This is a genomic window from Odoribacter sp. N54.MGS-14 (genome assembly GCF_000980295.1).
Classification (GTDB): domain Bacteria; phylum Bacteroidota; class Bacteroidia; order Bacteroidales; family Marinifilaceae; genus Odoribacter; species Odoribacter splanchnicus.
Window position 1 is genome coordinate 16007 of sequence record NZ_LARL01000031.1, and the last position, 16270, is coordinate 32276.

11 protein-coding genes are annotated in these 16270 nt (G+C 44.2%); 1 reads left to right on the forward strand and 10 read right to left on the reverse strand.

Annotation, left to right across the window (positions count from 1 at the left end):
* Nucleotides 1–46: 46 nt before the first annotated feature.
* From WS42_RS07990 to WS42_RS08005, 5 genes are all read right to left on the reverse strand, one after another.
* Entirely contained in the window at nucleotides 47–1081 is a 1035-nt protein-coding gene (locus tag WS42_RS07990) for a BF3164 family lipoprotein (protein ID WP_046404373.1), read from the reverse strand.
* Nucleotides 1082–1133: 52 nt separating this feature from the next.
* Nucleotides 1134–1364 (reverse strand): hypothetical protein, encoded by a 231-nt coding sequence (locus tag WS42_RS15460; RefSeq protein ID WP_022159790.1) that lies wholly within the window; start codon nucleotides 1362–1364, stop codon nucleotides 1134–1136.
* A gap of 131 nt (nucleotides 1365–1495) precedes the next feature.
* Complete coding sequence (locus WS42_RS07995; RefSeq protein WP_013612970.1) at nucleotides 1496–2905, reverse strand: TolC family protein; 1410 nt, start codon at nucleotides 2903–2905, stop codon at nucleotides 1496–1498.
* 1 nt (nucleotide 2906) lies between these two features.
* Nucleotides 2907–6092, reverse strand: a complete 3186-nt coding sequence (locus tag WS42_RS08000) for an efflux RND transporter permease subunit (RefSeq protein WP_046404375.1) — start codon at nucleotides 6090–6092, stop codon at nucleotides 2907–2909.
* Between the two features lie 60 nt (nucleotides 6093–6152).
* On the reverse strand, nucleotides 6153–7241 hold the full coding sequence (locus tag WS42_RS08005; RefSeq protein ID WP_022159794.1) for an efflux RND transporter periplasmic adaptor subunit: 1089 nt from the start codon (nucleotides 7239–7241) through the stop codon (nucleotides 6153–6155).
* A 270-nt stretch (nucleotides 7242–7511) separates the two neighbouring features.
* Here WS42_RS08005 and WS42_RS08010 point away from each other — a divergent pair, with 270 nt between their 5' ends.
* Nucleotides 7512–8213: a recombinase family protein gene (locus WS42_RS08010; protein ID WP_022159795.1), complete on the forward strand. Its 702-nt coding sequence runs from the start codon at nucleotides 7512–7514 to the stop codon at nucleotides 8211–8213.
* Here the strand turns inward: WS42_RS08010 and WS42_RS08015 are convergent.
* The 5 genes from WS42_RS08015 to WS42_RS08035 are packed head-to-tail and all read right to left on the reverse strand — an operon-like array spanning nucleotide 8210 to nucleotide 16154.
* Nucleotides 8210–9634, reverse strand: a complete 1425-nt coding sequence (locus tag WS42_RS08015; protein ID WP_306435685.1) for a TolC family protein — start codon at nucleotides 9632–9634, stop codon at nucleotides 8210–8212. The genes WS42_RS08010 and WS42_RS08015 overlap by 4 nt on opposite strands.
* 7 nt (nucleotides 9635–9641) lie before the next feature.
* A complete protein-coding gene (locus WS42_RS08020) occupies nucleotides 9642–12812 on the reverse strand; it encodes an efflux RND transporter permease subunit (protein WP_013612965.1) in 3171 nt (1056 codons plus the stop codon).
* Nucleotides 12813–12860: 48 nt separating this feature from the next.
* Entirely contained in the window at nucleotides 12861–13925 is a 1065-nt protein-coding gene (locus WS42_RS08025; protein WP_013612964.1) for an efflux RND transporter periplasmic adaptor subunit, read from the reverse strand.
* Between the two features lie 24 nt (nucleotides 13926–13949).
* A complete protein-coding gene (locus WS42_RS08030) occupies nucleotides 13950–15119 on the reverse strand; it encodes an ABC transporter permease (protein WP_306446615.1) in 1170 nt (389 codons plus the stop codon).
* A gap of 9 nt (nucleotides 15120–15128) precedes the next feature.
* Nucleotides 15129–16154 carry an ABC transporter permease gene (locus tag WS42_RS08035; RefSeq protein ID WP_046450958.1) on the reverse strand — a complete coding sequence of 342 codons (1026 nt, stop codon included), beginning with the start codon at nucleotides 16152–16154 and terminating at the stop codon, nucleotides 15129–15131.
* Between the last annotated feature and the right edge of the window lie 116 nt (nucleotides 16155–16270).

Sequence of the window (16270 nt, forward strand, 5' to 3'; positions counted from 1 at the left end):
CCTTTACTGAAGCGCGTGGGCAGTTCCAACCAGTAATCGCCAAACGTCAGTTTCGGCACACGGAACGAAAGCTTTGTTTTTCATCAATATCGACCTGATAAGTCGGAAGTCTTTCTTCTAATTCATATTTTAGCATTAAGTCCGGGTATGCGGACTTATAACCATATAAAACAGCAGCTTCATCATCTACATAAAAAATATCGGGACTTAAATCATTGAATTTATATTTAATAACAGGATTTCCATCATAATCAAAAGACTCCAGAATATCACTATTTTCTTTGGCATCTTTATTTCTGCATCCCCGGTATAGAGCATAGAATCTTTTCTTTCCGGCAACTATATCTACATAATGATATTCATTTTCTGTAAAATCGTCTGTTAATTTTTGAGGGCGGTAATCCCCGATCAATCGCTTTTTCAGTTTCAAAGTACTGACATCATAAATATCGATCTGCTTTTTATAATGATAAGCGACAATAATCACCGAATCATTGGCAGCCATCACCCCATCTCCATCGGACAAATAGGAATTTACCCTATTTTTAGATCCAATTTTCAATTCCCCCATATTTTTCCCATTTTTCAAATCGTATAATTTTACCAAAGGCTGTGTAGGCATTAAACTATATACACATATAGAATCCCGGATCAAATGCATAAAATTAAAAGTTTCGTATTTATCCAAATGATAATCTTGCTTTACAGTAATATGTGCATTAGAATCTACTGAAAAACAACGAATCAATCTAACGCCGGAATATCCCCATATATAAACATCATTTCCCGGAGCTTCAACAAACATAGGCAAGATAAACTCACCGGGACCTTTTCCTTTTATCCCAAAACTTTTACAGTACTGCAAATCAGGTAAAGCATACAAATAAACCATAGAATCCGATCGGGTACTGATCATGAACAAATAATCCCCTTTCTTTATCATAAAATCGGCCAAAAGAATCTCGTCGATCTTAACCGATATCATTTCTAAATTCTTCTCATTTGTAAAAGAATAAAACTCTTTATGCGTACAAGCTATGGCCAGCACCACACCCAAAAACAGACAAAACAGATTTCTCATAGAGATACAAATAAATGAGGGGGTGATCAAAAAAATTTGACACCCCTTAAAATCAACGAGGACAATAATCTTTATCAGCAACCTCCCGGGCCAATACAGCATCACAACTTCCACAATAAGTGTAATGAGCAGGCCTACCAGCCCCATTCATCGAAACAGTCCTCCAACAAGTGATCCCACTTCCAGATTCCCCACGAGCTAATGCCTCCATATTAGCAAAAGCTAAAAAGTCAGCAGTATGCTCATTCACACTCCAATTACTTCCAATAATACCAATTCCCATAATTAACACTGAAACACAAAAAACATTAGTCTTCTTTTCATTTAATAAAATTTATAATTAATAAAACAAAGATAATAAATTCAAAAAGAAAATCAAATCAAAATTTTCATAAGTAGTCTTCGAATTTATCTTCAGTCCAACTTTCCAATCGCTTTCAGGTATTGGGATACACTCAGGTGTAACAAGGCTTTCGCATCGATCCACTGGCTCCAGGTTTCTTGCCACTGTGCCTGTGCTTCCAGCAAGGCAGTGAGGTTTTCCATACCCACCTGATACTGGTCATTGCTGATTTTCAGGTTTTCCTTTGCCTGCGACAGGGCATTCCGGGCCATCTCTACCCGTTTTTGGGCATCTGTAACAGAAAACCGGGCGGAAGTAATTTGCAGACGCATCAAATCCGTTGTTTTTTCAAGATTCAGACGGCTGATTTCTTCCTCCATCCGGGCGGATCTTACTTTATTTTTCCCTTCTCCCCAATGGAATACGGGAATTTTCACTGCTGCCATAGCCGAGAAAGTAGCACTTGCCTCATCATCTCCATTCAATTGCAATCCTCCTCCATAGCCATAACCGGCGGTCACTCCGATCTGAGGTAAAAAATCAGCCCGTGTCAAATCGACTTGTTTTTTCCTGAGGTCTACTTCCTGAGCCAACATCGTATAATCGGGGCGCTGTTCCACTGAAGTATCCAAAGCCCAGATGCGAGGATCTATCTTATCTGTCAAAGAATCTTGCAGGTGTAATTCCGTTTGCAGATTGAGGCCGACCAACCGGCATAGATTCATGCTCGCCAACACCTGTCCGTTCTGTGCTTTCTGCAACATCAAGCCAGCCTCATTGTAGCGGACCTGGGCTTTCAGTACATCGTTGGGTGTAGCCATTCCGACCACCTGAGCATCCCGCAGGTTTTGCAGGAGTTCTTTCACGACCTGTCTGTACTTCTCGGCAGCGGACACCTGCTCGCCGACTCTCAACAGTTGCCAATAAGCTTCGTCTGTCGCTACCACGATTTCAGAACGGCTCAACCGGATATTCTCGACAGCGATGTCCTCTCCCAATTGTGCCATCCGATGTGCAGCCCGGACTTTACCTCCCAGATAGACCGGTTGTTCGAGCTGAGCCCCAGCCATATAAACCCCTCTCAACTTCAATTGTAAACGGATATCCGGTAAAAAAGCATATTCATTGAAAACCGGATTGCCATCACTTCCAATCACCGGTTTCTGGGTTGCGGGATCGATCATTACATTCGGTTCCAATTGCCCATTCTCTCCCGGTTTATAAGTGGGAAGATATCCTCCTTTCAATTTATAATTATATTTTTTCTGATTATAAAATCCGACTCCGACAGCAGACAATTTAGGCAAATAATCCGCCCGGTAGGATTTGGTATCGAACATAGCCTTCCGGTGTTGCCGGTCGGCGATTTCCATCTCCTTACTATTGCGAATAGCCATTTCCCGGCATAACTGTAAATCCAGCTCCACCTGAGCCGATAAAACTCCAGGAAAAAAGATCAAAATCATTAAAAGTGCCTTCATATTACCTCCAATTGATTCGTATTTGTTGTTGTTGCTGTTGTTGCTGTTGTTCTTCTTCTCCGTGTTTAGCAGGACGGATACGGAAAAATAAAGAATATAATATCGGTAAAATCACCAGAGTAATGATTGTTCCGATAAACAGTCCTCCCATAATCGTAACCGCCAAAGCCCCGAACATATCGTCGTTCACCAAAGGGATCATTCCCAAAATAGTCGTCATCGCCGCCAGGAATACCGGACGTAAACGGGAGGTAGAAGCATCTACCAAAGCCAGAAAAGGATCTTTCCCGGAACGGATTTGAATATCGACTTCATCTACCAAAACTACCCCATTCTTAATCATCATGCCGACCAATCCCAAGGCCCCGACAATCGCCACAAAACCAAATTCTTTACCGGCGATCAGCATTCCGGCCACCACTCCCGTAATGGCCAACGGTAAACACAACAAGATCATCAGTGGCTTACGGAAATCTTTAAACAGAGCGATCAATATAGCCAATATGAGCACGATAGCGATCGGTACATTTTTAAACAAATAAAACTGTGACTGCGTACTTGCCAGGTATTCGCCTTGCCAGGCTGTAGTATAACCAGGAGGAATATCCAATGCCTCGATTTTCGGAAGCAAGCTATTTCTGGCTGCGGTAGTCGTATATCCGGGAGCGTTATTACATTGTACAGCAATAGAACGCTGTCCGTTATAACGACGTACGACCGGTACTTCCCAGCCGACTTCCACTCCACTACTAGCCTGGTTGAGCGGTACTGAACCGATCAATCGTTTTAATACATCATCGGTACCGATCATTCCGGTCATCAACTCTTTCACTGTACCGAGGCCTATTCCATTCGTCGAAGGAACCATACTCCAAACCGGGACATTACCGATCTGCCCGGGTCGTTGTCCCTGATCGTTCACACTTTTCAGATAGATCGGTAAAGGATGTTCGCCCTCATAATAAGAACCGATCGGCAAGCCGTCGGTAGCAGCCAGTACGGCCAACCCGACATCTTCCCGGCTCAGGTTTACATCCCGGGCTGTCTGCTGTTGATAATCCACCCGCATCGCCGGAGTCTCCGGGCCCCAATTATTGGTTACCAGCATTACCGATGAATCTGCCCGCATGATCCCTTCAACCTGTGCACAGAGTGATTTTAATACTGCCGGATCGGGACCTGAAATCATAAACTGAATCGGGAAATCCATATACATTAGGTTGTACTGTTTCATCCGCACATATGCCTGCGGATAATGAGAAGAAAGATAAGCCTGCAATTCATTCAAATGTTCCTTCAGAGCCGCCGGCGAAGTAAAATCAACGATCAGTTCCCCATAACTTAAAGCGGGCTCGGCCACCGTACGGACCAGATTATAACGCGAGGGAGTTCCACCCAAACTTGTGGTTACGGCGGTGATTTCAGGCCGACTCATCAAATATTTTTCCATACTGGCCAAATCTTTTTCGACAGTCTCAGGATTGGTACCGAAAGGCATTTTATATTCGATATACAATTGATTATAACTCAAGTCGGGAAAAAATCCCTGTTTTATAAACCGATAACCGTAAACACTAAAAACCAGTAAAATCACAGTAGCTACAATCCAGATCCAACGATAGTGGATGGCAAAACGGAGAAGTCGCTGATATTGCCGGTAAATTCTGCCATTGAACGGATTATCGGGTTCTCCCGGTTCGACCACTTTGGGTTTAAAAGCCCGGTCGGCCTGGATCGGAACATAAGCCAGCGCCAATATCCAGCTCAGCCATAGCGATACAGCCAATACGATAAAAAGGTCACGGACATATTCGCCGGTTGTATCGGGCGACATATAGATCGGTAAAAAAGTCAGGATACCGATCGTAGTAGCCCCCAACAATGCCCAAGCCGTTTTCTTCGTGATATTGACCAAAGCATCCGGCTTGGGAATCCCCCGTTTCATATCCACCATAATCCCGTCGGTAATAACGATGGCATTATCGACCAGCATTCCCATAGCTACAATAAACGATGCCAGGGATACCCTTTGTAAAGTGCCGTGCATCATATGTAAAATCACAAAAGAACCCAAAACAACTACCACCAATCCGATCCCGATTATATAACCACTACGGAATCCCATGGCTAACATCACCACGATGATCACAATCAATACAGATTCGATCAGGTTGACCATAAATACACTGATCGCATCTTTTACCCGGGTAGGCTGAAAAAATACTTTCTCGAAATTTATACCGGCAGGAATGATATTTTGCTTCAGTTCGTCCAATTTTTGATCGATTACTTTTCCCAACTGGATGATATTTCCCCCTTTTTGCATCGCTATCGATATAGCGATAGCCGGCAGCGTATCATATTTCAATCCCTCTTGCTGAGGCTGAACGTACCCTTTGGTAATATCGGCCACGTCTCCCAAACGGATATCGTCTTCTTCGTGTCCCCGGATCAGGAGATTACGGATATCTTCAATTCCATTGAAATCGCCGTCTATTCCTACGCGTACTCTTTTTTCCCCACTGTTATAGTAACCGGAATAGACCGTTGCATTTTGTCCGCGGAGGGTGAGGATGATCTCGGCAGGATGAACCCCCAAATTGGCCATTTTCGATTCCTGAATATCGATATCAATACAGGCCGGCCGTTCTCCATATATGTCGACACTGCTCACCCCGTCGATATCCAGCACAGTACGTCTTACCAACTGGGCATAGTCCATCATTTTCTGATAATCGAAGCCATCCGATGTCATTGCATAAAACATCCCGTATACATCGCCGAAATCGTCCATGACCATCGAAGGCTGGGCACCGGCCGGTAACTGAGCTTGTACGTTTGCCACTTTACGGCGCAGGATATCCCAATTCTGCTGTAATTCTGCTAATGGTACCGTACTGCTCAATTCGACCAGAATAAGTGAGATATCGTCCATAGAACGCGATTCTACATGATCCAGGTCTCCCATAGAACGGATCGATTTCTCGAGTACATCGGTCACCTCCAATTCCACCTGCCAGGCAGATGCACCGGGGAAAGTAGTTACGACCATAGCTTGTTTCACCGTAATGGCCGGGTCTTCTAATTTACTCATGGTAAAGAAGGAATAAATTCCTCCGACTACCAATACAAAAACAAAAAAATAAACCAGCGCCTTATTTTTTAAAGCATATTCTGTAAAGTTCATAATTTAAGATTTTCCTATTTAGTCCTATACCGGTCTGAAAGCCCGACATTCCTATTTACATTACAACAGCCCTCCAACATTCGAAGCCGGGACGGGAGGTAAAAGTTTTACTTTCTGCCCTTCCTTCAAATCATTGACACCGGCAGAAATCACCGTTTGCCCTTTCCTCAAAGCAGATCTCACAATTGCTTCTCCATCTTTTGTCAGGCGTTCTACGGCGACACTCACCGGTTCGATCGTTTCGTCCTGCTCATTATACAACCAGACAAACGACTGTCCGTCTTTCATAAACAAGGCCGAGACAGGAACAATACTCATCGCTTCTGAAGAGGGCTTAAATCCGATTGTAACGGAGACACTCATACCTGGCGCCAGAACCGGATTCCGTTTTAAACGGAAACGAGCTGTAAACAACTGGTTGTAATTTGCCCCCTGAGTGATGTCGAGCAGTTCCAAAGGCAGAATCGAATCGGGACAAACATCGGCATTCGCGTGGAAAGTCATAAAATCTTCACGCCGGATAAAATCTCCGGAAGGGATATTGACGTCCACTTCAAAATAATCGTTATCGATCATCGATACCACCGGAGTACCCTGATTCACAATCTCAGGAGCGTTGAAGTACTTATTTTGTACATAACCATCGAAGGGAGCTTTCAAACGGGTATCGTTCAATGCATTCCGGTGTGCATTATATAAAGCGGTCACCCTTTTACGTGCAGCGACAGCTTTATCGTACTCATTCACCGAAACACTTCCACGGCGATACAACTCTATAATCCGGTCTGCTTCGCCTTTCACCTGGGTATATTCGGCCTGAGTAGCATTAAATTGAATCTGATAATCCCGGGGATCCAATTCGGCCAATAATTGTCCTTTTTTCACATATTGTCCTTCGTTTACATAAATTTTACGGATAGGTCCGGCTACCCGGAAGGCCAGTTTCACATTCGATGCAGCCTGAATTTTTCCAGGATAAGTGACAGAAGTCATCCCATCATGTCCATTCACGGGAGCTGTCTTTACTAATTGCGGAATATCTACCTGAACCTGCTTATTCCGACAAGATCCTAAAATCCCTATCGATGCTGCTATGCAACCCCATACCAGCCATTTCATCTTCAAAATTCTATTCCTACTTTTTCTCATCGTATCTGACATTTATTTATTATATACTGAATATTAAAGTCTTAATATATACTTACGACATCGAATATATGTTTCACGAAGTAGGTGGAATTTGAAAACTAATTTTATTTCTTTCCCATCGGTAAGTTAAAAAAACAAAAACTGTTCAAATCTCTTAATTTTCAGATCTCATTTTTCACAAAAGTTTCTCATAACTGGCCAACTTTCGTATATTTGTGAACTAAAAGAGAAAAAAAGCATTAACAGTATCTCATACTGATCTAAACAACTATGCCCGAAAAAAAGAAACAGGAACTGAAGGACAGAGCTCCTATAGTTGCTGCTTATCTGCGGGTGAGCACAGATAAGCAAACCATTCTGAATCAGAAAAGCGAGGTAATTAATTTCTGCCATCGGCAAGAACTGAAAATTACCATGTGGTGTACAGAAACCGTGAGTGGAACAAAAAAAGAAAGTGAGAGAGAATTAGGAACACTGCTCAAAAAACTGCAAAAAGGTGATGTCTTGATAATTACCGAAGTTTCCCGGCTAAGCCGGAAAATGATGAATATCATGAACATTATTCATCAATCGATTGAAAAAGGGATCACCATTCACAGTATTAAGGAAGGATATAAATTCGATTCTTCTATCAACAGTCAGGTACTCGCTTTCGCTTTTGGTCTATGTGCTGAAATCGAACGTACGTTGATTTCTCAGCGTACACGCGAAGCTCTGGCACGCCGCAGAGCCCAAGGAATAAAGTTAGGACGTCCCAAAGGCAGTCTGCGGGCCGGTAAGTTATTCGAACATGAACAAGAAATCAAAGATTTAAGGACCGAAGGTTTCTCGTTTCAGAAAATTGCAATGCGCTATAAAGTCTCTCCGGAAACGGTACGGCTGTTTTACCTGCGTACGTTATTGAAAAAACCGAAAAAAACACCGGAAGAAGAAATCCAGGAGCAAAATCCTATAGAAAAACCGGAGACTTAGTCACTAAGTCTTCCGGTAGATTTCAAATAATAGGTTTCATTCACACGAAGTTCAGCCTTAGCCTCTATCCAATCACTCCAAGCCTTCTGCCATTGTGCCTGTGCTTCCATGTAATTGGTAAGGGTCTCCATTCCTACTTCAAAACGATTCTTACTCACCTGCAGGTTTTCTTCGGCCTGAGAAAGTGACCGTCGTGTGAGCCGAACCCGGGTAGCAGCATCTTCGACATTATAGCGGGCCCGGGCCACTTCGAGCTGCATCATCTGCTCGGTTTCTTCTTTTTTCAAACGCACCATCTCTTCTTCGGCTTTCATGGCTTTGACTTTATTACGTCCTTCTCCCCAATGATAAATAGGTATTTTCAACGAAGCCAAAGCTGCAAAAGAAGCGATACCGTCCGATTTGCCGTTTAACGTAATCCCGTCACTATATCCATACGAAGCAGAGACTCCCAATTGAGGCAAGAAATCCGAACGCGTCAAGGCTACTTCTTTTTCTTTCAGTTCGATTTGCCGTTCCAACATATTGTATTCGGGACGGCCGGTGATATTATCCCCTTCTTCCCACAGGCCGGAAACGATACCTTCTCCGAGGCTATCCCTGACCGTCAGCTCACTCATCAGATCAACCCCGACAATCCGGCAAAGATTCATTCCCGACAAAGCCAGACCGTTCTGTGCCTTTTGTACCATCAATTCCGCCTCATTTTGTTTAACCTGCGCTTTCAGCAGATCGTTCTGTGCGGTCATCCCCGTCCGATAAGCATCTTCCAGATTACGCACCAATTCTTTCACAACTTCGAGGTATTTTCCGGCAGCTTTGACCTGTTCACAGACTTTCAGATATTGCCAATAAGCCGCATCTGCTTCGGCAAGTACTTCCGCCTGATTATATTTCACATTCAGGTCTGCAATTTCTTTACCTATCGAAGCCATGCGAAAAGCAGAACGCACTTTCCCCCCCATATAAAGAGGCTGTTCCAACATCACTCCTACCGTGTAAGCATTTTCAATACCCAAAGCCAGGTCGATATCCGGCATAAATGCATATTGTTTGAACAGGGGTATCCCATCGGCTCCCAATACAGGTTTGCCTTCGGGCATATACAAACTATTCAGCGGCACTGCCTGTCCGACATCGTTTACATCGTATACCGGCAGATATCCCCCGTCGATATCGAATTTCATCTTCTTGTGTACATAGGCATATAAACCTGTAGCCGAAAGTTTAGGTAGAAAATTAGCCCGGTAAGCTTTTTTGTCAAAACCGGCTTTTTGACCTTGTTGTTCTGCCGATTGCAATTTTTTACTATTTTCTACCGCCATTTTCCGGCATTTCTGTAAATCGAGCTCGACTATCTGAGCCGGACAAACTCCGGAAAAGAATAAAACTGTCAGGATTAATAGCGTTGTTTTCATCATTCGTCGATCATTCATTAGCCAATTGTTCATTATCGCTTTTATGCAAAGCTCCGACCTTATCTTCTTTTTCGATGGGAAAGAATAAAGCATACAATACAGGTATAAACACCAAAGTGATCACCGTACCTACCAGCAATCCGCCCATTATAGTGACGGCCAGAGAACCGAACAAGTCGTCGCCCAGCAAAGGAATCATCCCCAGGATAGTCGTTAAAGAAGCCATCATTACCGGCCGGAAACGCGAAGACGACGAATCCAGTAAAGCCACTAACCTCCCTTTGCCGGAAGCAATCTGCAAAGTGATCTCATCCAGCAATACCACTCCATTTTTAATCATCATACCTATCAATCCCAAGGCCCCCACAATAGCGACAAAACCGAAATCTTTTCCACTGATCAGCATCCCGAAGACAATGCCGATAGCTGCCAGCGGCAAACAAAGGAAAATAATCGTAGGTTTACGGAAATCTTTAAACAGCATGATCAAAATAACAATTATCATAACAATAGCCCAGGGCACATTTTTAAAAAGATACCGCATGGCTTCGCTACTCGCTTTGTGTTCGCCCAGCCATTGTTTCGTATATCCCTCAGGCAAGGTGATCGTATCGACGAGCGGGATCAACTTGCCCCGTACACTCTCGGCGGTATATCCCTGCGCATTGTTACAACGTGCTTTTATGGCCCGTTGTCCATTATACCTCCAAACGACAGGATCTTCCCACTCGATTTTCACTCCCCGGGTAGCCTGTGACAACGGAGTAGAACCGACCACTTCCGACAAAAGGTCTTCTTTCTTGACAGTTCCCATCAAAAGCCCTTTTATCGTCTCGCCATCCAAACCGGTAAGCGAAGGCAGGACGCTCCAAACCGGAATATTTTCCAGCGCAGCAGTTTCTTCTCCTTCATTATCTACGCTTTTGATATAAATAGGCATAGCTGTGGTTCCTTCGTAGTAAGAGCCTACAGGTAATCCATCGGTAGCCGAGAGCAGAGATAAGCCGACATCCGTACGGGATAAACCGGCTTGCCGGGCGATCGGCTGGTAATAATCGACCATCAATACCGGCGCTTCGGGCTCCCAGTTATTCGTTACCAAAGTAGCCGTCGGTTCATCGTTCATGATCTGTTCAGCCTGAGCCGACAAGCTCTTCAATACAGCCGGATCGGGTCCGCAAAACATCAACTCGACCGGGAAATCCTCATACATCAGATTATAACGCTTGATCCGCACATAAGCATCCGGATAATGTTCTGTGAGATATTGCTGTAGCCCGGGAATCGAACTTTTCAGGGCATCGGCATCCGTATAGTCGACGATCAATTCACCGTACGACATCGCCGGCAAAGCAATCGAGCGGACCAGATTGTAGCGCGAAGGCGTACCGCCGAAACTCGAAGTCACATGTGTAATATCCGGGCGGGAAAGTAAATAAGCCTCGATTTCTGCAATATCTCCCTGGACGGCTTCCAAAGTCCCCCCTTCAGGCACTTTATATTCGATATACAACTGGGTGTAACTCAAATCCGGGAAAAATCCCTGCGGAATATATTGGAAACACCAGGCACTCAAAGCCAATAAGATGACAACCGCTCCTACAGCAAATTTCTTATGATAGAGCATATAGGTCAGGAATTTCCTGAACCACCGATACATCCCGCTATCGTATAATTGTTCCTCACTCAAATGCTCATTTTTCACTTTTAAGGAATAATCGGCATGGATCGGAATCTGTGTCAGAGCCAAAATCCAGCTCAATAATAACGACACCGCCAGAACGATAAACAAATCCCGCACATATTCCCCCACCGTATCGGGCGACATAAAAATCGGGAAGAAAGCCAGTATGGCGATCAAAGTAGCTCCCAACAGGGGCATAGCTGTCTTTTTAGCAATATTGGTCAAAGCGGCAGGCTTAGGGATACCCCGTTTTAAATCCACCAGGATTCCGTCGACAATCACAATCGCATTATCCACCAGCATCCCCATCGCAACGATCAAAGCCGCCAGGGAAACCCGCTGTAAAGTTCCATCGAGTAAATATAGAATCACGAAAGCCCCCAAAACGATAATGACCAGACCGGTACCGATAATCACACCGCTCCGGAATCCCATCGTCAGCATCAATACCAGAATCACCACCAGCACCGACTCCACCAGATTGATCATAAAAGTACCGATAGCCTCCCTCACCCGATCGGGTTGGAAAAATACCTTTTGAAAATCGATGCCGACAGGTATACGGGAAGATTTCAATTGCTCTAAACGAGCATCCACCTTTTCGCCCAAAGTCACAATATTCCCTCCTTTTTCCATAGAGATCGATATCCCTAGTGCACGAACAGTATCATAACGCATCTCATTCCGGGAAGGATCCTGATATCCCCGTGTGACCGAAGCCACATCCCGCAATCGCAGCTGATCGTTTTCATGTCCCTGAATCAACAGGTTTTCGATATCACGGATCGATTCGTAACTATCGTCTACGCCTATCCTCAATCTACTCTTTCCCGTCTTGAAATATCCCGAATAAACCGTTTTATTCTGGTTGTTCAAGGTAGCTAAAATCTCGGCGGGATGTACACCCAGATTAGCCATTTTGTCCTGTATGATATCTATATTGATACAAGGTTTTCGGTCGCCATAAATATCCACCCGTCTCACTCCCGGTATATCCTGTAACTCACGCTTCACCAGATTGGCATACTCAACCATTTCTTCGTCGGCGATGCCATCGGTAGTCATGGCATAGAACATGCCGTATACATCCCCGAAATCATCTTTTACCACAGGAGTCACGCATCCGTCGGGCAGTTGTGAAGCTGCATTCGTCACCCGCCGCCGTAAGATATCCCACTTTTGTTCCAATTCGGCAGGGGGAACCGTACTCTCCAACTCGACCGTAATAATAGACAGATCAGCCATCGATTTCGACTCCACACTGGCAATATCTCCCATCGCCCGGATTTCTTTCTCGAGTACATCCGTTACTTCCAATTCCACTTTATGAGCCGAAGCTCCGGGATAGACAGTCACGACCAGAGCTTGTTTTACCTTGATCTCCGGATCTTCCAGTTTACTCATAGAGACAAACGAAAAGATTCCGCCAACAACAAGCACTGCAATCAGAAATTTGACCAGTGCCCTATTATTCAATGCATATTCAGCAAGATTCATTCCAATCAGAATTAATAAAAGACAACAGTTTCAGGCCGGATCGACCGTTTACAGCAAACCACCGATATTCGTATCGGCAACAGGCTTCAACCTCTCGACTTCCATACCCTCTTTCAGTTTATGTACACCGGCAGTGACTACGATTTCACCACTTTGCAGGCCTTCGTCCAAAACCACTCTGCCTTCTTTCAATATTTGCCGGATTTTAACCTGTCTTTGAGTCACTTTTTTATCCGCCGGCCGATACACCCATACCGACGATTTTTCCTTGTCCTGAAAAATAGCACTCAATGGAACCACTGTCAAATTGTCGCCTCCCGCTTCATAATCGATCGTTACATTCACACTCATACCTGCCGCCAAAGGAATAGCAGGATCAGGAGTCAACCGCAAACGCATCTGATAAAGCTGATTCAGATTAGCCTTTTTCGTCACATCGATCAATTCCAACGGAAAAACCCGATCCGGAAAGACATCGGCAACTGCCGTAAACCGGTTAAAAAGGTGACGACGGACATAATCGCTGGAAGGCACATCGATTTCTACCTCGAAATAACGGGTATCGATCATCGATATAACCGGCATTCCGGCAGCCACCGTTTCGTCGGTATCGAAATATTTCTTCTGGATATACCCATCGAAAGGAGCGACAAGCCGGGTATCTTTCAAAGCATTTTTATGCGCATTATATTTAGAGGTGATTTGCTGCAAACCATACACCGCTTTATCGTAATCATTTTCAGGTACACTTTTACGGTTATACAGTTCTATCACCCGTTCAGCCTCGGATTTAATCTGTTTGTATTCGGCTTCGGTAGCTTTATACTGCAATTCATAATCCCGCGGGTCGATCTCTGCAATCACTTCTCCTTTACGCACAAAACTACCCACCTGCACCGGAATCCGGATGATCGGTCCGGCTACCCGAAATGCCAGATCTACGTCGGCCGCAGCCTTAACACGCCCCGGATAGGTCACTTGTAATTCGTTCTCATAATTTTTTACTGTCTCGGTCTTCACCATCAAGACCTGCTTTTCATTGGTTTCCGACGAACGACAAGCAGAAAATCCAAGGATAATTCCCACCACAGGGAATAAATAATGTCTGATCATAGTACACACCTATTAATTATTCGTTTACGAACGTACTTTACGACTTTTAACAATTTCTCTATAATACAATAAACATGCCAAAATAAAATAAATAATCGCTAAAATCCAGAGATTTAGATACTCCGGCAACACCTCTCCAAGGGTAGCCCCCATATTGTTCATTTTTACGAACCCGTCGATTCCGTGAGTAGAAGGAAAAATTTTCGACAGGGCGATCCAATAACCGGCAATCCCCTCCTTCGGCCACGAAATACCCGAAATAAACATGAGCGGCACCGAGGTAAAGACAAACAATAAAAAAGGCTGTTCCCGCTCCCTACTAAAAAAAGAAGCTGTAATAGCAAAAAAGACACAAGCCAACAAAAAGGGGAACAGGAATAACATCAATTCCGATTTAGCGCCGATTTGAGTTAAACTAAAGATCCGGGGTACAATAAAGAACACCCAAAATCCCATCACAAAATAAACCGGCATATAAACACAGGCTTTACCGATGACAATGCACCAGGGTTTGCAGTAATGTTTATCGACGGGCACCAGGCTATGGCGTGGATTCCTGTCGCGGGCTGTTCCGGCAATCGTTCCCACTCCCAACAATAAAGATTGTTGGATCACCAGGATCAATACTGCCGGGATGATAAAAGAAGCAAAACCACTTTGAGGATTAAACATTTTGACTTCCGAAATCTCTACCGGCGAGGCGGTTATTTCTTGCTGAATGCGGGAAGCATAAGGTAGATTTTCTACCTGTATATCTTTCCCCAGGGTGATAGCCACATCGCTTGTCGCCTGAAGTAAGGCTTTATAATTGAGTAAAGCCCCCATATCGCAAAACAAAGCGACATGGGCCTGTTCTCCCCGATTTATATCTTTACTGAAATCCGCCGGAATCTCTAAAATACCGTATATTTCTTTCTGCCACATGAAAAGCTGCGCTTCTCCGAGATCGTTACAGTGGGCTACGACTTTCACATTCGGAGAAGCTTCCCACATCCGCAAAAATTCACGGCTTAAAGGAGACTTGGACTGATCGATGACAGCAACGGGTACCTGTCTTACAACCTCATTACTATAAATAAAAGTATAAATCAGGGGATAGCCTAAACACAGAAAAATAAAGAAAGTAAGTACTGCATGGTCCCGAAAAACCAGGTAAAACTCTCTCCGAAATATAAAATAGATATCTTTCATCATAACCTCCCATTAGGGTAAATAACGATTTTCCTGTAAATCCAATTTCAATTTAGGCAAAGTCAGTAAAGGCAACAGAACGAACAATACCAAAGCCAGATAAGGTTTCCAGGAGTAGGCCATAGGAATACCGTTCAAAGCCTGATCGACATAGAGCAGATAGTAATGCCTCATCGGAAATAAATCAGACATCAACTGCATCAGCTGAGGCATAGCCGGAACCGGGAAAGTAAAACCACTGACAGAGAATGACAAAACTCCCCAAAGCCCGCAAAGACTGAGGGCGATCCGATTGCGCCGTGCAATACCGGTAACAAAAATAGCAAACCCCTGAGCAGCCAGTACCAACAGCAACATAGCTAAAAACATGGGAAAAAATCCACTATTCAAAGGAAAATGTAAATAACCGTACAATATAGAAAGATACAGTAAGCCGGTAGTGACAAAGATCAGCGTTTGAGGCAATAGCTTTCCCAGCAAAGCCAATACAATGGAACCATTGCTTTGACGCAACCAATCGGCTGCCGTTTTTTCTTTAGTCTCCTGACTGATGCTATAAGTGGCGGTAAACATGGCAAACATAAAAACGAAAGCAGGCATTAAAATACTTGCCAGATAGATGGCATAGCTGATCCAGGGATTATTCAAGGGAAACGTATCCACTGTAATCGGTGACAGCCTGGCTTTCAATAGCGGTCCTCCCCCGCCTTTTGCCAACAATACGGTCTGTTGTACAGCCCCGTTTGCCAAAGCAGCCTGCAAGCGCATATTTTTATAGACCAATGAACCTGGTAGCAGATAAGTCTCATTTGTATAAAATGAAATTTCAGGTCTTTTACCGACAGACACCTCCTGTCTGAAATTCGCCGGTATATGGAAAATACCATAGATCCGGCTTGTTTGCATCGCTTCCCGGGCTTCTTTAAAGCTAGCCGTCCGCATCACTACTTCGGTTTGGGCCATCGCATCCAAAGAACGCACCAATTGCCGTGACAAGGATGTATTATCCTCATCCACCACGGCTATCGGCAATTTCATTGGTAACCCCTGTTTCAACAAATCGGCAAAAAAGATAAAGGTGAGTTCTATCAATTCAATTTATCCTCTTGTATCAGACAGCAGAACTCTTTAACTGCCCAATTTGTGAGTTTTAG